This is a genomic window from Fluviicola sp. (assembly GCF_039596395.1).
In the GTDB taxonomy this organism is placed as follows: domain Bacteria; phylum Bacteroidota; class Bacteroidia; order Flavobacteriales_D; family Crocinitomicaceae; genus Fluviicola.
In genome coordinates this window covers 118916-139543 of record NZ_JBCNJT010000004.1, presented here as the reverse complement: position 1 = coordinate 139543, position 20628 = coordinate 118916, and the positions used below count along the sequence as shown (strand labels likewise).

At 42.8% G+C, this 20628-nt stretch carries 16 protein-coding genes, 2 tRNA genes and 1 pseudogene; 4 read left to right on the top strand and 15 right to left on the bottom strand.

Translation table 11 applies throughout. The features are described from left to right. The first annotated feature begins 137 nt into the window (after positions 1–137). Positions 138–2318 carry a DNA helicase RecQ gene (gene recQ, locus ABDW02_RS18180; RefSeq protein WP_343637116.1) on the top strand — a complete coding sequence of 727 codons (2181 nt, stop codon included), beginning with the start codon at positions 138–140 and terminating at the stop codon, positions 2316–2318. A gap of 134 nt (positions 2319–2452) precedes the next feature. On the opposite strand, the gene ABDW02_RS18175 is transcribed toward recQ, so the two are convergent. Further along, on the bottom strand, positions 2453–3247 hold the full coding sequence (locus ABDW02_RS18175) for a thymidylate synthase (RefSeq protein WP_343637114.1): 795 nt from the start codon (positions 3245–3247) through the stop codon (positions 2453–2455). 128 nt (positions 3248–3375) lie between these two features. Here ABDW02_RS18175 and ABDW02_RS18170 point away from each other — a divergent pair, with 128 nt between their 5' ends. Beyond that, complete coding sequence (locus ABDW02_RS18170) at positions 3376–3753, top strand: hypothetical protein (RefSeq protein WP_343637112.1); 378 nt, start codon at positions 3376–3378, stop codon at positions 3751–3753. A gap of 35 nt (positions 3754–3788) precedes the next feature. Here the strand turns inward: ABDW02_RS18170 and ABDW02_RS18165 are convergent, their stop codons facing one another. From ABDW02_RS18165 to ABDW02_RS18145, 5 genes are all read right to left on the bottom strand, one after another. Then, complete coding sequence (locus ABDW02_RS18165; protein ID WP_343637110.1) at positions 3789–5846, bottom strand: CotH kinase family protein; 2058 nt, start codon at positions 5844–5846, stop codon at positions 3789–3791. Positions 5847–5894: 48 nt separating this feature from the next. Then, on the bottom strand, positions 5895–7271 hold the full coding sequence (locus ABDW02_RS18160) for a nucleoside permease (protein WP_343637108.1): 1377 nt from the start codon (positions 7269–7271) through the stop codon (positions 5895–5897). A 24-nt stretch (positions 7272–7295) separates the two neighbouring features. Then, positions 7296–7871 (bottom strand): bifunctional nuclease family protein, encoded by a 576-nt coding sequence (locus ABDW02_RS18155; RefSeq protein WP_343637106.1) that lies wholly within the window; start codon positions 7869–7871, stop codon positions 7296–7298. Positions 7872–7970: 99 nt separating this feature from the next. Beyond that, entirely contained in the window at positions 7971–8915 is a 945-nt protein-coding gene (locus ABDW02_RS18150) for an electron transfer flavoprotein subunit alpha/FixB family protein (RefSeq protein ID WP_343637104.1), read from the bottom strand. Between the two features lie 16 nt (positions 8916–8931). Next, positions 8932–9672, bottom strand: a complete 741-nt coding sequence (locus ABDW02_RS18145) for an electron transfer flavoprotein subunit beta/FixA family protein (RefSeq protein ID WP_343637102.1) — start codon at positions 9670–9672, stop codon at positions 8932–8934. A gap of 258 nt (positions 9673–9930) precedes the next feature. Here ABDW02_RS18145 and ABDW02_RS18140 point away from each other — a divergent pair. After that, positions 9931–10914, top strand: a pseudogene (locus ABDW02_RS18140) (pyruvate dehydrogenase complex E1 component subunit beta); the annotation flags it as partial. A 93-nt stretch (positions 10915–11007) separates the two neighbouring features. Here ABDW02_RS18140 and fabD read toward each other — a convergent pair. From fabD to ABDW02_RS18100, 8 genes are all read right to left on the bottom strand, one after another. Next, complete coding sequence (gene fabD, locus ABDW02_RS18135; protein ID WP_343637100.1) at positions 11008–11889, bottom strand: ACP S-malonyltransferase; 882 nt, start codon at positions 11887–11889, stop codon at positions 11008–11010. Between the two features lie 168 nt (positions 11890–12057). Further along, complete coding sequence (locus ABDW02_RS18130) at positions 12058–13842, bottom strand: T9SS type A sorting domain-containing protein (RefSeq protein WP_343637098.1); 1785 nt, start codon at positions 13840–13842, stop codon at positions 12058–12060. Positions 13843–14048: 206 nt separating this feature from the next. After that, positions 14049–14399 (bottom strand): hypothetical protein, encoded by a 351-nt coding sequence (locus ABDW02_RS18125; RefSeq protein ID WP_343637096.1) that lies wholly within the window; start codon positions 14397–14399, stop codon positions 14049–14051. A 243-nt stretch (positions 14400–14642) separates the two neighbouring features. Next, positions 14643–14726: transfer RNA gene (locus tag ABDW02_RS18120), tRNA-Leu, on the bottom strand. Positions 14727–14806: 80 nt separating this feature from the next. Further along, positions 14807–14879: transfer RNA gene (locus ABDW02_RS18115), tRNA-Gly, on the bottom strand. Positions 14880–15220: 341 nt separating this feature from the next. Then, positions 15221–16168, bottom strand: coding sequence for a Kiwa anti-phage protein KwaB-like domain-containing protein (locus ABDW02_RS18110; protein ID WP_343637094.1), 948 nt, complete (start codon positions 16166–16168; stop codon positions 15221–15223). Then, positions 16158–16721: a hypothetical protein gene (locus ABDW02_RS18105; RefSeq protein ID WP_343637092.1), complete on the bottom strand. Its 564-nt coding sequence runs from the start codon at positions 16719–16721 to the stop codon at positions 16158–16160. The genes ABDW02_RS18110 and ABDW02_RS18105 overlap by 11 nt, the downstream gene beginning before the upstream one ends. 408 nt (positions 16722–17129) lie before the next feature. Continuing rightward, entirely contained in the window at positions 17130–17831 is a 702-nt protein-coding gene (locus ABDW02_RS18100) for a response regulator transcription factor (RefSeq protein WP_343637090.1), read from the bottom strand. 443 nt (positions 17832–18274) lie between these two features. Here ABDW02_RS18100 and ABDW02_RS18095 point away from each other — a divergent pair, with 443 nt between their 5' ends. Beyond that, the gene (locus ABDW02_RS18095; protein ID WP_343637088.1) at positions 18275–18673 is read left to right on the top strand and encodes a hypothetical protein; all 399 of its coding nucleotides are present in this window, start codon (positions 18275–18277) and stop codon (positions 18671–18673) included. A 63-nt stretch (positions 18674–18736) separates the two neighbouring features. Here the strand turns inward: ABDW02_RS18095 and ABDW02_RS18090 are convergent, their stop codons facing one another. After that, positions 18737–20614 carry a tetratricopeptide repeat protein gene (locus ABDW02_RS18090; protein WP_343637086.1) on the bottom strand — a complete coding sequence of 626 codons (1878 nt, stop codon included), beginning with the start codon at positions 20612–20614 and terminating at the stop codon, positions 18737–18739. Positions 20615–20628: the final 14 nt, after the last annotated feature.

Here is a 20628-nt window from a genome sequence, read left to right as displayed (position 1 = left end):
CTGCCTATGTTAGTAGTTGTTTTTTATGGATTTATCTTGTATTTTAGTGTAGTTGCCGATTTTATAGCGCGTGAGCGTTTTATTATCTGTAATTTCGATTTATTAAAATTTAGGTAATCCTCTAATATTCAAATTCTATGGATCACAATGATCTGAAGGAAGCGCTAAGAACATTTTTTGGTTTCGATCAATTTAAGGGACAGCAGGAAGCAATCATTACAAACGTTTTACAAAAAAAGAACACCTTTGTAATTATGCCTACCGGCGGTGGAAAATCCCTTTGTTACCAGCTTCCGGCATTATTATCAGAAGGTACTGCGATTGTAGTTTCTCCCTTGATTGCACTGATGAAAAATCAGGTGGATGCGATCCGCAATGTGAGTGACCACAATTCGGTTGCGCATTTTTTGAATTCTTCATTGAGCAAAACAGAAATTAACCGCGTGAAGGATGATATTCTTTCCGGTAAGACGAAATTGCTTTATGTTGCCCCTGAATCCCTGACAAAACAAGAAAATATAGACTTTTTAACCTCGGTTCCGATTTCTTTCTTCGCCATTGATGAAGCGCATTGTATCTCGGAATGGGGACATGATTTCCGCCCGGAATACCGGAGATTGCGTGAGATTTTTGAAAAAATATCGGATGTGGCCATTATTGCATTGACTGCGACGGCTACTCCAAAAGTTCAGGCAGATATTCAGAAGAACCTGAACATGATGGACGCAACTTTATACAAGTCGTCCTTCAACCGCGATAACCTCTATTACGAAATCCGGGCTAAAAAGGATGTGGAAAAGGAGATTATCCGCTATATCCGTCAGCGCCAGGGGAAATCCGGGATTATTTATTGCCTTTCGCGGAAGAAAGTGGAAGAAATGGCCGAATTGCTCCAGGTAAACGGGATCAATGCACTGGCATATCACGCCGGTTTGGATGCGGCTACACGGGCTAAACACCAGGACATGTTCCTGATGGAAGAAGTGGATGTGATCGTTGCTACCATTGCTTTCGGAATGGGGATCGACAAACCGGATGTGCGTTTTGTCATTCACCACGATATCCCGAAATCGCTGGAAAGCTACTACCAGGAAACGGGTAGGGCCGGGCGCGACGGAGGAGTAGGAGAATGTATTACGTTCTATTCCTACAAAGACATTGAGAAACTGGAAAAATTCCTTCAGGGAAAACCGGTTGCAGAACAGGAAATCGGAAAGCAATTATTGAGCGAAATCGTTTCCTATTCGGAGACTTCCGTTTGCCGCCGGAAATTCATTTTGCATTACTTCGGAGAAACGTTCGATGAAAACAAATGCAATGAAATGTGCGACAACTGCAAGTACCCGCGCGAAAAACTGGAAGGGAAAGAATTTGTGCACCAGTTATTGCAGGTGGTTGACTTCCTGCAGGAACAGCAAAAAGCAAAACACGTATGTGCATTCCTTTCGGGAGGTGTTACCGCTGAGATAAAAAGTTACCGCCACGATCAGGCACCGTTATTCGGTGTTGGAAAAGACCGCGACGAACATTTCTGGAATGCGGTAATCCGTCAAACTGTTGTAGCAGGATTGCTTTACAAGGATATCGAGACGTATGGAACGCTGAAATTTACCGAAAAAGGAAAAGAATTTTTAGCAAATCCGGTATCGTTTACCTTATTGAAACAACACGATTATTCCGCGTCTGATGAAGACGATGGAATCGTTGCTCCCGGAAAAGGAGGAGCTTTCGATGAGGTGCTCTATGACATGCTGCTTGATCTGAGAAAATCGCTTTCGAAGCAGAACAATATTCCGCCGTTCGTTATTTTCCAGGAACCGACATTGAAAGATATGTGCTTCCAATATCCGATCACCATTGATGAATTGACGAATTGCCAGGGAGTTGGTGCCGGGAAAGCACAGCGTTACGGTCAGCCCTTTGTTGAAATGATTCATCAATATGTGGAAGAGAACGATATCGACCGCCCGCAGGATATGGTGGTGAAATCGTTGGTCAATAAATCGGTGCTGAAAGTTCAGCTGATCCAGAATATCGACCGTAAATTGCCTCTGGAGGATATCGGAAGGGCGCAGGGAAAAACGATGGATGAAGTGATTGAAGAGATCGAAGCGATTGTTTCTTCCGGAACACGTGTCAATATCAATTACTACATCGATGATATCCTGGATTCAGACAACCAGGAAGAGATTTATGAGTACTTCTCAGAAGCTGAAACAGATGACCTGGCAACAGCGTATCACGAATTCGACGGCGATTATACCGAAGAAGAACTGAGGCTGATGCGCATCAAGTTTATGAGTGAAATGGCGAATTAGACTTTAAGATAGTAAGATTTTAGGATTTTAAGACTTTAATCGAGAGATGAAACAAGGAGATTTGTGAATCAAATCTCCTTGTTTGTTATGATATTTAGTCTTAATATCCTGATGTCTTAAAGTCTTGATATCTGCTAAACAGCAACCGCCGCCTTGATATGCGGGTGCGGATCGTAATTCAATAATTCGAAATCTTCGTATTTGAATCCGAAAATGTCTTTCACATCCGGATTGATCTTCATGGTTGGAAGCGGTCTGAAATCACGTTCCAATTGTAATTTTGCCTGCTCCAGGTGATTGGAATACAAATGTGCGTCTCCCAGCGTGTGAATGAATTCTCCTGGTTTCAGATCACAAACCTGTGCGACCATCATCGTTAATAAGGCGTAGGAAGCAATGTTGAACGGAACGCCCAGGAACGTATCTGCCGATCGCTGGTATAACTGACAACTCAGTTTTCCTTCTGCAACATAGAACTGGAACATTGTGTGGCATGGAGGTAAAGCCATATTGTCTACATAAGCCACGTTCCACGCATTAACGATCAGCCTGCGGGAATTCGGGTTTTTCTTGATTTGCTCGATCAAATTGGAAATCTGGTCAATCGATCCGCCGTCAGGAGTGGGCCAGGAGCGCCACTGGTATCCGTAAACAGGACCCAGGTTCCCGTTTTCGTCTGCCCATTCGTCCCAGATAGAAACATTGTTGTCTTTCAAATACTTGATATTGGTATCGCCCTGAAGAAACCACAACAACTCATGAATGATTGAACGCAAATGCAGTTTTTTGGTCGTCAGAACGGGAAACCCGTCTTCGAGGTTAAAACGCATCTGATATCCGAAAGTGGATAAAGTTCCCGTACCGGTACGATCGCCTTTAAAAGTTCCGTTATCTAAAATGTGCTGTAATAAATCGTGATATTGTTTCATGGGTGTTTTGAAATGAGCATTTGAAAACTAAACATAAAGTTAGGTAATTTAATCGCTGGCAATTTGTTTTAGTTGATAATTCAATTGTATTGTTGATTCCTTTCTCTATTTTTACCCAAAAGGAAAGCATGCGTTTTTGTTTATTACTGCTCTTTTTTGCGGCCTCATTCAGCGGATTCTCCCAGGAAATCAAAAAGAAATACCTGGGCGTTTATACCGGTGAAATTCCTTCGTATGCCCTGGAGTTGGGCGAAGAGGTATTTCAGGTGCAAAGTGCACCCATTGAATTACACTTGCAGCCGGAAGGAATCCTGGCCGAAAAAATAGCGGGCAAAGAACTGAAAGGAAGCTACCAGTTTACCAAAGAAGATAAGAACGGCATTTACTTCGAAGCCAAATTAGACGGACAGTTTATTCCCGAAAATTATGTGCTCTACAAAAAGGACAAACGCCTGGAACGAAAAGGAATCTATCCTCAGCCGGATGTATTTCTGAAGAAGATATAGAAAAGTGGGCACGCGATTAATCGCGTGCCCACAGATCAATTTTTTACCACTTTAACCCGGCTGATCGAAGTTCCCTCCTGGATTTCCACCCAATAAATACCGCTGCTCAATGAGCCGGAGAATTGATTGAGTTTCACCTCGTTCATTCCGTAAGACGGAGATTTTTCCAGCTTACTCAATTCATGGCCGTTCAGATCGAAAAGCTTGATCTGTGTGTTGCTGATTCCTGTTGAGAACCACGATACGCGGATTTCTTCCTGGAAAGGGTTCGGATAAACGGATAAAGAAGCTATTTCCTCTTCGATAAGCCCCAGGTGGCAAGTTCCCTGAATGTTGTTGTCGATCCAGGCTGCGCGGTCTGTAATCCATTGTTTGAATGCTGCAATTTCTCCCGCATAATCTGCCGGGATCGGGCTTGGATTTGGCCAGGTATAAATTCCCAAAAGCGGCCACTGTTCGAAATGACGGTCCTTTGCTTCATCCAGGTATTGAGCGATCGAATCGATCTGAGCAAACAAGGTATCGTTGGAAAGGAATGTCTGACGAAGGGTTGTCCAGCGGCACTTTACTTCATCCTGGAACCATGGATCTTCCATCATTCTTGACCACCAGGTAGGAGGCTGCCATCCGCCCGGACATACATCCGAAAACTCGTATTGCCATCCGGTATGATCATCTCCTGCACAATAGTCGGCATTCCACCACGCCAGGTTAAAATCCCACATCGGGCCCATGCGCAGCTTGCCTCCTTTGGAATCTTTTTCCTTGTGCAGGAAAGTACTCAAGCGGTAACCGTCTACATTCTTACTGATTTCGTTGATGATCAGGAAATCAATGAACGTTTCCGGAACCGAATACTTCCGGTAGCCTGTAATCGGATCTGCAAAAGACGGGCTTGCAAGTGCCGTTTCGAACGAATCGACGAAGGCCTGGATGTAATCTTCCTGTTGCGGCATGATTTCATCCGGTTTCGGGTAATGATACAGGAAATTAACATCCGAACCGTCTGCTGCCTGGTAATCGGAAGTCCAGCCATCGTTGTTGGAACCTGTAAACTTGTCGATCTTTACGATGTATCCGCCTGTCAGATCATCACCTGTAATATCCGTTGGAAGGAGTTTGGCAATGTCCACGCGGTTTGCATCTCTTTTGATTTTCTCCATCAGGGTGTAGATTCCCTGGTATTGTCCGTTCAAAACCAACTCGCAAAGAACCGTTCGCGACGCATAATGTCCCATTTCATTGGCAATTTTATAGGTCATGATGTTGCGCATGCAGGTTTTGTCGTTGTACGGAGCATATAAGATCCAGTCGTTTTCTTCCGGCAAGCCCAAAAGCACTGTGTCAATAGTTGTCCCGTTGATATCACGTGTTTCGAAACCATAGGATTTTTGAGGAAAATCTCCGGAAGTAGAACCACGGCGTTCAATCCCGACCTTATTGTTGTAGGCATTGGCAGGATCTGTAACGTGATTGATGTTTCCGGGACCGTTGTAGATCATTTTCATCTGAGCTTCGATCTTCGGTTCGTCCGGAATGCCCTGGTTGTTGGTGTTTAAGAGCACAATCGGCAGGTTACTGCTCGTAAAAGGTTGGTGGGTTGCAGGGTCGTTCCCGAAGGTAATCGACCAGGCATCCAGAGTTCCTTCATCACCGCTGGCCGAGTCAAAAACACGCAATTTCCAGGTTCCGTTCGGATTCTGACCATTGTTGGCTACTCCTAAAGAGTTCATAGGTTTAAACGTTCCGCTGAACGGTGCGCCGGCGGTGACAATAGAGGTAGTTGCGTCTGATCTCAAACAGGTTCCGTCAAAATTATTACCATTTCCCCCTACGGCGGAAAAAAGAACAATTTGTGTTCCGTCCGGGGATTCGATCGTAACAGTGACGTCTGCATCCCAGGAGTGGGTAATTGACAGGCAAACCTGTTCCAGACCAAAGGTTGTCTGATTGATGTTTGAAGGAAGTCCGTTGACATTCACAGACTTTACCAATTCCTGGTTATCCAGGATATTTCCGGATGTTCCGTTAAAAGTTTGGGCAAAGGAAATAACACTTGAAGCAAGTGCGAGGGAGGAGAGTATAGTTTTCATTCAATGTTATTGAAACATTAAATTACTATTAAATTATATACTAAACAATTAATGTGAAATTTCAGACAATTCTGCCGGATTGTGTTTGTGTTTGAATAAGATAGCGAACAGCACGGCGATTACCAGTGCATACCCGGCAAATGTCAACCAGATCGGGCTCCAGTCGCGCAGTGTGACCGCTTTTGAGAATTCTCCGGTTGGCGAAATGTCTACAAATTTGGTCAGTCTCGCAAAAACCGGGTTGGATTGGTCTATCCCCAGATAGGTTGTGAGGCTCGAAGAATTGGTGAATTCAAAAGTAAAAAAACGCTGAATGATGGCAGCACTTGCCAAACTTCCGATTACTGCTCCAAGGCCGTTGGTCATCATCATGAATAATCCCTGAGCCGAAGCCCTGATTTTGTAATTTACGGTTGTTTCCAGATACAGGGAACCGGAGACATTGAAGAAGTCGAAAGCCATTCCGTAAACGATACAGGAAAGAATGATCATCCATAATCCTTCTGCAGGATTTCCGTATGCAAGCAATCCGAAGCGAAGCACCCAGGCAAGCATACTGATCAGCATGACTTTTTTGATACCGAATCGTCTTAAAAAGAACGGAATTGCAAGGATGAACAACGTTTCGGAAACCTGGGAAATCGACATAACGATGGTTGATTTCTCGACGATGAGCGAGCCTTGGTATTTTCCAAAATAACCGAATTCACTCACATAGACATCACCGAACATATTGGTTAGCTGCAATGCTGCACCCAACATCATCGAAAAGAGAAAAAACAAGGCTGTTTTGTAATTCAGGAACAGTTTAAATGCATTCAACCCGAAAGCCTCTACAAAAGATTTCTTTTCCGATTTTCCCAGCTGAGGAGGACATTTCGGTAGTGTGAAAGAGTAAAGTCCCAGTAAAATTCCAGCTATTCCTGAAATGATGAATTGGTTGTAAGAAGCCTTGTTCCCGGTGAGGTTTACAAACCACATGGCTGCAATAAATCCCACTGTTCCCCAAACGCGGATAGGAGGAAAGACTTTAACGACATCGTAGTGATTGTTTTTCAGGACGTGGTAACCAATGGTATTGGATAAAGAAATGGTGGGCATATAACAAACCATTGCCAGGAAAATCACCCAAAAAAACTCCGATTCATTGGTCGCAAACGGAATGAAACAAAGAGTGATTCCTCCAAGAAAGTGAAGTATTCCGTAAAGTCGTTCTGCATGTACCCACTTATCGGCAATAATTCCGGTAATGGCGGGCATGAAAAGGGAAGAAAATCCAAGGGTACTGAATACGGCTCCGAAAGCACCTCCATCCCATTGTTTGGTGTCAAACCAGTAATTGGCAATAGTAATCAGCCACGCTCCCCAAACGAAAAATTGGAGAAAACTCATGACGGTCAATCGAAACTTGATGGAATTCCCCATAATAGCAGTAATTGAATCGTGTTTTTACGCTCCGCGCTTTTTGATTTCGTCGCGGATTTTGGAAGCCAATTCGTAATCTTCGCTGTCGATAGCATTTTGAAGCTGCTCTTCCAGTTCTTCCTTGTTCATTTTGGTGAACTCGTTTTCATCGGTATCAGCAATTTCCACTTCATCTTCTTCTTCCAGGAATTCATCGGAAAGAATGCCTGCCGAAGATAAAATGGATTCAAAAGTGTAAATGGGGCAGTCAAAACGGACAGCCAAAGCAATGGCATCAGAAGTTCTTGCATCAATATCGGAGAACACTCCGTCTTTTTCACAAACCAGTTTTGCAAAGAAAATACCTTCCTGCAGGTTGTAAATCACAACTTCCTTTAACTGGATAGAGAATGTTTGGGCAAGGGATTTAAACAAGTCGTGGGTCAGTGGTCTTGTCGGGGTCATTTTTTCCAGTTCAATAGCGATTGCCTGGGCCTCAAAACCGCCGATAATAATCGGTAAACGTCTTTTTCCACCTGACTCTGCCAGGACCAAAGCATAAGCTCCGCTTTGAGTTTGACTGTATGACAGTCCAATGATGTCGAGTTTAATCTTGTCCATTCGAACGTTTTCCTTACGAAGGGTTTAAATAAGGAGGGAAGCATTGTAACGTGCTTCCCTCTTGGTATTACTTCGTAAAAATAATTAAATAGATTAATCTTAGTGTGGTGTTGAGCGGAATTTTTTTACAGCTTCCGTCAATTTAGGGAGTACTTCAAAAACATCTCCCACAACACCGTAATCAGCAGCTTTGAAGAAAGGAGCTTCCGGGTCTGTGTTGATAACTACGATTACCTTCGAACCGTTTACACCTGCCAAATGCTGGATCGCTCCGGAAATTCCCGCTGCGATGTACAGGTTCGGACGAATGGCAACACCCGTTTGTCCAACGTGCTCGTGGTGAGGTCTCCAACCGATATCGGCAACCGGACGGGAACATGCTGTTGCAGCGCCCAATGCTTTTGCCAGATCTTCAACGATTCCCCAGTTCTCAGGACCTTTCAATCCACGACCGGCAGAAACCACCAATTCAGCTTCCGGTAATGGAATTTCACCTTCCGGCATTTTTGTTTCAACTACTTTGATCAATGCAGTTCCTGCTGCTCCGTCAAATGCTTCAACCGGACAAGCAGAACCTGTTTTCTCCGGCTGGAATGAATTCGGAAGCAGGGAAATGATCTTTTTTGCTGATTTTACGGAAACAAATCCGAATGCTTTTCCGGAGAAAACATTCACTTTCACTTCTCCGTTTGCGTTCGGAACGTCAACCGCTCCTGAAACCAAACCTGCTTTCAAGCGAACGGATAAACGCGGAGCAACAGCTTTCGCTACCAGGTCGTGAGAGAAAACGATCAGTTCCGCTCCGGTTGATTCAGCAGCTTTTGCAACCAAACGGGTTACTTGCTGGGAATCTTCCGTAGCAACCGAACGGTCAACCAATACTTTCTGAGCACCGTATTCACCTAAAGTTCCTAATGTTGCATCATCTACCGATCCGGTAGCCACAACTGTAATTGTTCCGCCAATTTTCTTTGCGTAGGTAACCGCCTCAAGCGCACTTTTCGCCAAATGATTGGATGAATTGATATATACTAAAATATTCATGATGTCGTATTGTCGATTAAATAACTTTAGCCTCGTTGTGTAACAAAGCAACTAATTCGTCCATGTTGTTCGGATCGATCATCTTCACCGCAGATTTCGGTGCAGGTAATCCGTATTCCACGTAAGCCGTTAATTCTTCGTTTGAAGAAGGAGTAACCACTGTAAGCGGTTTGGTACGTGCAGCCATAATTCCGCGCATGTTCGGGATGCGTTGTTCTGCCATTCCTTTTGCACAGGAAACAACCAACGGAAGGTTTGCCTCAACTACCTGAACACCTCCTACGATCTCCTGCTCCAAACGTGCAGTTGTACCGTTGATGTCTAATTTGGTAGCCAAAGAAACAAACGGAAGGTCCATTGCCTCTGCAATCATTCCCGCAACCTGCGAACCGTTGTAATTGATCGTTTCTTTTCCTGTAAGAATCAGGTCAAACCCGTTTGATTTGGCATACTCGGCAATTTGAACTGCTGTAAAGTAAGCGTCTTTCGGATCTGCATCAATGCGCACTGCATCATCAGCACCGATTGCCAATGCTTTTCTGATAATTGCTTCGTCAGCAGCATTTCCTACGGTGATAATGGTTAAGTTTCCACCCAACGTTTCTTTCAATTCCAAACCGCGAACAAGTGCATACCACTCATCATAAGGATTGACAATGTACTGAACTCCATTTTCATCGAATTGCTTGTTCCCGTTGGTGAACGCAATTTTCGAAGTTGTATCCGGAGATTTACTGATACATACCAAAATTTTCATAACGTATTTTATTTAAAACACAAACTGCTTTTCCAAAACCCGGATGATACAGCTTTAGCTTGTTAAACTTCTTTTCGGGAACAAAAATAATCAAATCATCGCATGAAATAAATATTATGCACACATAATAACAAGGTGTTTTGAACAATTTGTTCACGATTTCCGGAAAATGTGTGTGCTTTATCTCCGCATTTTGATGTGGCAGAAACGAATTTTGATTAATTTTGACCCTGCTTTAAGCAAAATAAAAAACAAGTAAGAATGAAGACTGTTCAATTTAGAGAAGCCCTTCGTGAAGCGATGTCAGAAGAAATGCGCCGTGACAACGGAGTTTTCCTGATGGGTGAAGAAGTTGCTGAATACAATGGTGCATACAAAGTATCCCAGGGAATGTTGGATGAATTTGGTCCGAAACGTGTAATCGATACTCCGATTGCCGAGTTGGGGTTTGCAGGTATCGCTGTGGGAGCTTCGATGAATGGCCTTCGTCCGATCGTGGAGTTCATGACCTGGAACTTTGCAATCCTGGCTGCTGACCAGATTATTAACTCTGCTGCTAAAATGTTGCAGATGTCGGGAGGACAGTACGGATGTCCGATCGTTTTCAGAGGTGGTAACGGAACGGCTGGCCAGTTGGCTGCAACGCACTCTCAGAGTTTCGAAGCATTCTATTCGCATGTACCGGGATTGAAGGTGATTACTCCGTCTACTCCTTACGATGCGAAAGGATTGTTGAAAGCGGCAATTCGCGACAATGACCCGGTTGTTTTCCTGGAATCAGAGAAAATGTACGGAGATAAAGGTGAAATTCCGGAAGGAGAATACATCATCCCGATCGGAGTTGGAGATATCAAGCGCAAAGGATCTGATGTAACGATCGTTTCTTTCGGTAAGATCATCAAAGTGGCTCATGAAGCTGCTGAAGTATTGGCTAAAGAAGGAATTGAACTGGAAATCATCGATTTGAGAACCATCCGTCCGATCGATTACGCTTTGATCGTTGAATCGGTGAAGAAAACAAACCGTTGCGTAGTATTGGAAGAAAGCTGGCCTTTGGCTTCCATTTCATCCGAGATCGCTTACCACTTGCAGCGTTATGCATTCGATTACCTGGATGCTCCGGTAATGCGTGTCACACAAACGGACACTCCGTTCGCATTCTCACCGACATTGATCGAAGCGGCATTGCCGAACGTAGAAAGATTGGTGAAAGCGGTGAAAAGTACTTTGTACAGAAATTAAGACCATACGATAGTTAATAAACAAAAAAACGGGTGGAAAATTTTCCACCCGTTTTTTTGTTTATGTTTTTGGAATCATCCAAACCTGTCTATTTTAAATTTCCGCACTGGATGTAGGGAATGCGCGGTCCACTTTTTTGAAAAGTCCCTGCAATACCTTTCCAGGTCCTACTTCGATTACTTCCGTAGCACCGTCCGCAATCATTTGCTGCATGATCTGTGTCCAGCGAACCGGAGCCGTCAACTGATCGATCAGGTTCTTCTTGATCTCATTCGGGTCAGTTACCGCTTTTGCGATCGTGTTTTGGTAAACCGGGCAAACCGGGGTGTTGAAAGTAGTTGATTCGATCGCTTTTGCGAGCTCTTCACGTGCAGGTTCCATAAGCGGCGAATGGAAAGCTCCTCCGACCTGCAGGATCATTGCGCGTTTTGCGCCTGCTTCGGTCAGTTTCGCACACGCTTCTTCGACCGCTGGAATTGTTCCTGAAATCACCAATTGTCCCGGGCAGTTGTAGTTTGCCGCTACAACGATCCCGTCGATTGATTTACAAATATCTTCCACAACATGGTCTTCCAATCCTAAAATGGCAGCCATGGTAGAAGGCACTGCTTCACAGGCAGCCTGCATAGCCAATGCTCTTTTGGAAACCAGGCGCAATCCGTCTTCGAATGAAAGTGTCTGGTTTGCTACCAACGCGGAAATTTCACCCAGTGAATGTCCGGCAACCATGTCCGGCTTGAAAGTGTCTCCCAAACATGCCGCCAAAATAGTGGAATGAAGAAAGATTGCCGGTTGTGTCACTTTCGTTTGCTTCAATTCTTCATCAGAACCTTCAAACATGATTTTTTGGATGTCAAATCCAAGGATTTCATTCGCCTGTGCGAATAATTTCTTTGCAAGATCAGAGGAATCATAAAGATCCTTTCCCATTCCTGAGAACTGAGCACCTTGTCCGGGGAATACGTATGCTTTCATAATTTGTTTTTTCGAGGTGGCAAATATAGTAAAAGTTTGAAGGGTTCAAAGTGTTTCAGCCGCGGCTGATTCAAAGAGCTCAAAAGCATTTACCTTTGAACCTTTAAACTATTTGAACAAAAAAAGCCCGGCACTGTTTCAGTGCCGGGCTTTTTTTATAATGAGTTATTAGTTCTTAACAACCATTTTCTTCGTAACAGTTCCTGTGCTTGTAGCAACATTTACCGTGTAAACTCCTGCAGAGAAGTTTGCTGTAGAGAAAGATACTTTAGAAGTTCCTTCAGCCACATTGGAAGAGTAAACTACTTTACCTGCAAGATCAACTACCGTAACTGCAGAAGCAGTTGTACCGCTTACTTCGATCGTAGCTTCGTCTACTACCGGGTTCGGGTAAATAGAAACGTTTGCAGCTGCATTTTCAGCAACAGACAAGGAAGCGTTGAAGTTCATACGTACCATTGGAGTGGAAGTAGAGTAGTACCATGTACCGGTGTTGTCATTTCCATCCAGGTAGAATGTAGTTTGTGCCTCAGAAATACCTGAAGTACCAACCACGAAATCGTCTGTAGCTCCACCGTCACCGTAAGAACCTGCTACCAACAGGTAAGAGTTACCGGCAAGCAATGGGTAAGAAGAAGTCAAAGGAAGAGTGATCATTGTTCCCAATTCCGCAGAAGTAACTGTATGCAAAGCTGTAACACCTCCGTAAACGAAGTTTCCTGTTCCGTCGATGGTATACAATGAACCGTAAATCTCACAGTTCGGAGTAGAAGTGGAAGCAACAAAGATGTCAACTCCTGTTAATGTAGCGTTTGCTGTGATATCGAAAATGTTACCCATTTCGTATCCTTCTCCTTGGTTGTAAGAACCAGCCTGAACTGTTTGCGCATCACGTGCATAAGTTGTTTGAGTGGTAGCGAAAGCCAAAGCCGGAGCATCGTTATCAGCCAGGTAAGCATCTGTTTGACCAGAAGCAGCAACACCTGTTACAGTATAGCTTGCAACGGAAGCAGCAGGTGTGAACGTAGCTGCGATATCAAATGTATCTGTTGAATTCGGAGCCAATGTACCTTGAGGGCTCATTCCTGAGTAAGCAGCAGAAGCGATAGCAGCGCTGAAAGTTACGTCAGACTGTGTCATAGCACCTTTGTTCTCAACAAGTCCTGCGAAATGGATCGGGTTGATCTGAGCGATCGGAGTCTGGTAGTACGGTAAACGTGGTCCCCATGTTCCTTCAACTCCCCAGTAATAACCTGTAGCAGCCAAATCGTAGTTGTCTGTTTCGATCAATTGTACATCGTCAACAGCCCAGAACCAGTCATAAGCACCTACGTAGCGGAAACCGATCTTTACGTTAGCCTGGTTTGCTGCAACAGTAGAAATGTTTACCTGAGCAAGTGCAGGGTTTGCAGAGTTCGTGTTTACTGCCATCGATGTGTTTACCTGGAAATCTGTCCATGTAGCTCCACCGTCATTGGAAACAACCACAAAATACAACTCCTGGTAGTGACGAGTCGATTGTTCGAAAATGATCGAAACGTTTGCTTTTCCTGAACAGTCAATAACTCCTGCTGTAACAATTTTGGAGTTTTGTGTTTGTCCTGATCCTGCAGCATCTGAGTTAATCAGAGCATATCCGTTTGCAGCTGTTGAGTGTCCTGCCGGTTTCAATGCTGTTACCGGAATCGCGTTTACGTCAGTAACAATTGCCCAATCTCCTAAAGTGTGAGCCGGTGACCCCGAAGCTCCCGCATTGGAAATAACCCAATCAGATGTAGTGGAGAAGTCGTTTTGCCAGAAAGGAAGCGCTTTCTCTAAATGATGAGTTGCCTTTGCCGGAACCTCACCGATGTTTTGGATTTTTTGCGCGCTGCGCAAGTTTTTGTTCATTAACTGAGCCGAAGCTGAACCTGCAATGACCAAAGTAAATAAGCCTAAGTATACTTTTCTCATAGTTTTTTTATTTGACGTAAAAATAAAGAATCAGTAATGAAATAAAAAATTTTCAGGGCTGATGAGTGGCAAAATAAGTGGATGACAGGTAAAGAAATGATCGTCAGGAAAATCCTGGAACGCCCGATTCTCCTAGTAAATAGGTGGATTTTAGAGGACTGTGGAAGGAGCGTATTAAAATGAACATTTATTATCAATTTAACATTTCATAATCGTAATAAATCTGAATCATTATGATAAAACACTTGTAAAAAGCTGTCCAGGTTGTTGTAAAGTGTGTGGTTCAAATTGATAAATAACTGGTCGTTTCCCCTGTGTTCCGAATTGAGTGTTTCGCAGTATTTTTCATAAATTCCTTCTGCTTTCGATAATCCCCGGATCAATTCCTCCAGGAAACGTGCATTGCTGGAATATTCCGGGTCATTCAACAACTTTTTCAAAGCTGCAATCGCCTTCCTGGCATTGGCCGCCAATACACTCGCTGAAGTAAAAGTATTGAGCCTGGTTCTTCTGGCATGCTGAAAATAGCGGTCTAAGTCTTGAATTATTTCTTCCATGTGGTTAAGTAAATGATTGAGGAAGCGAAATTACTCAGGTAGGTCGTAAGGTTTTTACGTGGGATGATTGAATTTAATAAAGGTTGCTCTGGAAAATAACAACGTAGAAAGTGCGTACAGGTACACTGTTTAAACCGAAAAATCCCGCAGGTGTAAACAGCAGCCATGGTATAAAATCAAAAAAGCCTCAATCCCGTATGTACGGGACCAAGGCTTAATCTCATGAGCTGGAAGCGCTCACTGTACTCGAAGCGGGACTTGAACCCGCACGACCAGATGGTCACAGGATTTTAAGTCCGGCGTGTCTACCAATTCCACCATTCGAGCATTTCTCGCACTGCGAGCGGACTTAAAAAAAATAATCCCGGTCGTTGAGCGGAGTCGAAACGCCGGGATTATTTTTTTAGAGCGAGAGACGGGATTCGAACCCGCGACCCCGACCTTGGCAAGGTCGTGCTCTACCAACTGAGCTACTCTCGCGTATTTCAATTACAATTCCTCTTTTGGAATCGGGTTGCAAATCTAATAATTCATTTGTTCAATTCGCAAGGTTTGCAGCACTTTTTTTCATTTTTTTTCGATTTCACTGCATGTCTCCGGGATGAAGCGGCGATTAACCTCCCGTTAACTTCTTGATTTCGTTTGATTTTATCCAGGCTTCAACCAGAGTGATTTATCTTTTTCGGTCATGAAGCAGTAGAACCCATTTCAAAATACAAAAAGCGGTTGTGAAGTAAATTTCTACAACCGCTTTTTCAGATTGAGGACGGTAAGGGAATAATGATTGGGTTAGTTGTTAAATGATCAAAGATGGTATCATGCTAACTTCGAGGTAGAGTCAATGGTTTTACGCTATCGACATCAAAGTCCTGATCCGTTAATTCAGAATAAAGCCTTTTGTTTTGCAAGAGTGTCAGAATATCCTCCCATGTGTCTTCTGAAATTATTATTTGTTCATTTTCAAATTCAATTTTCCAACCCTTTTTTTTGTTTATCTGTCGTAACTTCAATAAAAAATTGGAATCTCTGAAATGACCCAAGTTTCGAATGGTTGCAATTTTTCGAAGTTGCCGTTGATTATTTCCAACTTTTGTCTGAAGAAGTTCTAGATTTATAAATAATTTCAAAGTAGTAAACTCTTCATACAACTTAACCGCGTTATTAATCATTCCTTCACGAAAGTTCAGCCCATTCTCAAACCCTTTTTTTGAAAGTATAAATAACATTTCGTTGAAATAAAGAATATCAATATTATGAGCAATGCTAAATACATTTTCTTCTTGTAAATCTTCAAAACGATTTTCTTTAAAAAGAAGATTAATTAATCCCTTTGATTTTTTCATCTTCCAATTTTCAGGTAACGTACGAAATCCAACTAATCGGATACCTGCACGATTTCTAATTACGATCATGTAAGCCTTGGCTTTTACTAATTCCTCAACATTTTCAATAATGTCCTCTTCAGGATTTAATTCTTTTAGCTTCTCAAAGATTTTGTAAAAATCTGTTTCTTCGTATTTAATTGAGCGGACAAAATCTTCCTCTGGCTCAGGACAATCATAAGTATAATCATCAACACTTCTTGCCTTTGATACGTGAGTTACTACGACAGTTCTAAGTCGTTTTTCCAGTTTTTTATCGATTGGGACATATTTCACATCATAATGTGATATACGATCGCGTTTATACTCCTTAACAATGGCTAAAGAAACATTAGCATTATCATAATTTAAGCCTTTAAGATCTTTTAATAATTCTTTATTTGTCATCTTCAGAGTTGTCTTTTTCTGTTACAAAATATAAGAAGCGTGTTAAGCTCCTTAAGTAATAATTTTCCCCGATTTTCATTTCGTGTTTACTGATTATTATGGTTGAAGCTCTTTTTTGGTCAAACTCATATTCCAAATCGTACAAGTTGTATCCGGCAATCAGTAAAATTGGATTTATAAAGACTGATTTGCTTTTAATGGTTAGAAATAGCATTAAAAAAAGGAATATTGAGAGAGATATAACGTCTTCAATTTTGGATAAATCGAATCCAAAAAAGGACACTATGTATGGGATTGTGTAATTAATTAAATCCGAAGATCTGTTCTTTATCTCTAAAATTCTTACAGACATATTACCTGGTCTGATAGCAGATACTGTAAAAAACAATAATACAAGACTTAGCGTAGAAATTCCCAATAAACAAGAAATAGCTTCTTTATGCTTGAAAGAAAATGTTTGATTAAAATCGAAATCTTTCACTGCCAAAATGATGAAGAGTGGTGAGTATGCGCTAAAAAACAAAAGTATCGCAGTGAATATTTTAGGTTTCATCTATGAGATCTCCAACGTTGTTAATGCTTACTTAGAGTATCGATTATAAATCATACAAGTATTTTACGTGCTCGTTGATATAGGAGTTTAGTCCTAAGCCATTTACAGCACATCTTTTCATATTGTCAACATGAACTCTACCTGCCCTTCCTCGATTCGAATATGAATAGATTTTGGGATTTCCGTTAAATGCAACTCTGATATAATCAGTACCGATTTCATAACCGGAAACTCCTGAATTTCCAGATAAATTTCTATAACGCTCCATGTTTTTAATTTTCAACAAACATCACCAACTAAAAACATGCTCACAACAAATTCTTTCCCAAACGGCAATTCCAATTTCCGAAATGAAGAAATAGTACTGATAGGAGTAAAAAAAACAGGGACTAAGTTCGATTGAATCGGTTAGGGTCTTTCCGTCATTCGCTTCACTTCCCTTTTATAGGTAAGCGAGATGTTTAAATCGATTCCCGTGGTGAGTCGAACCGAATTTGCGGCAATATGCTCAATATGCTTTTTATTGACGAAGAAAGACTTGTGAATACGAATGAAGTCGGGATGATCTATTTGCTCGGCGACCTTCCCAAGATTCAACGAGATGTCCCATTTAGATCGATCCATAAAATGGATTTCGCAATAGGAACGGCCACCTTTCAAGTAAGCGACCTGATCGGGATGAAGCGATTTTCGTATACCGGCTTTTACTGTAAAAAAACGCAGCGTTTCTTTCTTTTCATCGGTAATTGCTTTTTCTGCTTCCAATAGTGCGTTACGAAGATTGTAACGGTCGATGGGTTTTGACAGGAATTTTAAAGAACCGGTTTTCTCGGCTTTATAATAAACGTCAAGTTCTTCCAGGCCAGTAAGATACAGGAAGGGAATTCCCTGTTTTTGCAATTCCTCCGATAAGTCAATCCCTGTCAGTTCTCCTTTGAGTTCGATGTCCACCAACACGAGTTGTGGTTTATTGCGGCGAATCAATTCCAGCGCTTCTTCATAGCTTTCGGCAATGCCCGTTACCTCAACAACGGGCTTCTCTAGCTTCTCCAGCTTTTCCTGTAGTTCTTCCGCAGCGAAAGGCTCATCTTCCACAATTAAAATTTTCATGCCGAGCTTTTATCCTTCCGTACGAAAATAGCGAAAATCGGTTCACACATGTCATTCGCTTTTCGAATGATTCCATTGCGGTTATAAAAAAGTGGATACCGGTCAAAAAAAACTCAAAATTAAACCTCTTGAAAATCAATTACTTGCATATTTCACAAATCGGTTCGACATAGTTTTTTTCTGTCCTACGATTTCTCCCGGCTGTTTACCAACCTTTGTCCTGTCAGTCGCCGGTAACGCTTCCCGATAGCTAAAGGAAGACAGGTGCACTACCGGGCCCCGGAACCCGGACCAGCTTCTGACAAATGCCTGCAATGCTTTCCCTTTCGGGAGAAGAGGCGACAGCAGAGCAGGCATATTCTCCCAACAGAATCGTTGTGCGGCATCCGCCAGTGGCGGGCAGGCTTCACAACAAGTTAAAAACAGTTTAAAAGCAAATTAGCATGAAAACAAATAAGTTCATGATCGCTTCCCTGTTGATTCTTGTGGGAATGGGAGCGCTAACAGTATCGTGTAAAAAAGAAGAGGTAAAAAGCCGAAAAGCTCAAATCATTGTAGAAAATGATCCTGAAAAAACGGGAGGAGACCACGACCCGATCATTCGTGTGAGGGTGAAAAAGAAATACACGCTGGTAGCCGTTGATAGTGCTGGTGTTGAGACCTACGAATACGGTACCAACCAGCAGATTAATCACGGTTACACCAATTCGTCGGGCGAATACGACCGCGAAGTTGCGTCCGGGATTTATTACTTCCGCGTAACTGCCCCGGGTGGAGAACCGCTCGTAACGGACACCGTCCATGTACACGACGATGTACAGGTAACAGTCCTGGTAGATTAAATAAGGATTAACACAGGAAAAGTCCGGGAGTTCCGAAAATGATCGGGATCCCGGGCTTTTTTATCAGAGCGCAATTGTCACCGCCGCCTTACACCCATTTTCATTGTGGTAAGTAACCACTCCATTAACCGAAGAAAGCAACTTACTGATGATGTCACGCCCTTTTACCGTTTTTGATTTTAATAGTTCTTCCGGTAAACCCGGGCCGTTGTCCTGTACTGTCAGTATGACGTTGTTATCGTGGCTTTTTAGTGAAATGGCCAGTACAGGTTTTGTTACACCTGCCAAACCATGCTCAATGGCATTGCAAATCAATTCATTCAACACAATTGCAATCCGCATTGCCTTATCATAATCTATAAAAATGCTGTCCAGTTCCTTTTCTAGTTGCAGGTCATTCTCTGCGGGCAACAGGTTCATCAGCAGTTCGGAAATCAAATGATTGAGGTAGGCATCCAGTTGCACATTCTTATCCCATTGTTCTGAATTCACAAGCAAATAGCCCTGTACCTTCGACATTGCCTCCAATCGGTGGATGTTCATATCCAAAACGCGTATAACTTCTTCATTCGATGCTTTCTTCCGGTCAGATCTCAAAATGCCGGAGAGCATGCTGAAATAGTTTTTTGTGCGATGACTCAATTCCTGGTGCAGGTGTTTGATTTTGTCCCGTTGAATTTCGGCCTGTCTTTGAAGGTCTTCTGCTTGTTTTCTGAGTATTTCCTCTTGTTTTTTCCGGCGTTGTGTCTGGTAAAATGCAAGTCCTGCGAATAGGGCTATTCCTCCAACCGCCACGAGCCAGCCGGTTAGACGTTGATTGCTCAGCCGATCGATCTTTGCCTGTTTTCTCCTGAGTTTTAATTCGGCATTTTTTCGCTCCACATCGTAGGAGATTTCCAGTCTTGCCAATTCCTTGCTGTTGAGTTCCTTGGTTACCTTTTCTTTTGTGGCCAGCAATTCACGATATTTCTCAACAACTTCGACACCGGGCCTTTTATTTTCGATCAGCGCTATTTCTCCTTGCAATGCATCCTGCAATAAGGTCCAATCGGAAGAAGTTCGCGCCATAGTCTGTGTCCGGTGATAGATTTCCATGGCTTTTTTTTCTTCGCCCAGAGAGCTGTAATAAGCCGCTAGGTAGCACATGCTCTCTGCTACTTTTGGTGAATTTCCGATGGTTTTACCAATCGTATAGGCATCGTGCAGGTAGCTATATGCTTTTTTGGATTCTCCGACAGCAATGTATAATTTTCCCAGTGAACATAAGGTGTTAATCAAATTCGACTGATTATCGAGCCCTTTTTTCTGACGAAGCGCTTCCTGTAAATAGATTTCCGCTTTGGCGTAGTGTTTCCATGCCAGGTGAACATCTCCGATATTATTATACGAATCCGCAATGCCCTTGGCGTATCTTATTTTTTCTCTTATCCGAAGAGCCCGTTCATGATAGGTCAGTGCCTTTTCGAAATTACCGAGGTCAAGCTGCATGACCCCGATCGAATTCCAGGCCGAAGCAAGCTCTTTCTGGTTACCGAGCCGTTCAAAATCCCGCGCTGAGCCAAGTAATTCCTGCATAGCTTTTTTGGATAGCCCGATTTCGTGATATACGAGTCCGAGATTGTGCAGCGCTCCTGCTGCAAGGCTGTCATTACCTGCCTTTCTGTATATTTCCAACTCCTGCAGGTACCAATCGATGCATTGCTTGTATTCGCCTGTTTGATAATAAACAACTCCAAGATTATTGTAAAAAACAGAACGTTCTTCGGGATCAAGCTTCTCAGGGATGATCTTCAGTGCTTGCTGCAGGAATACTTTAGCTTGTGGAATATCTCCATCCAGCAGGGATTGGCCGCCCTGGTCCAGTAACCGGTGAAACTTTGACTGGCCATTAGTTCCGGTAGACAAAACGAGCACAAATAAAAAGAGCAGGTAGCGGAGCATAATTTCAGTATTTT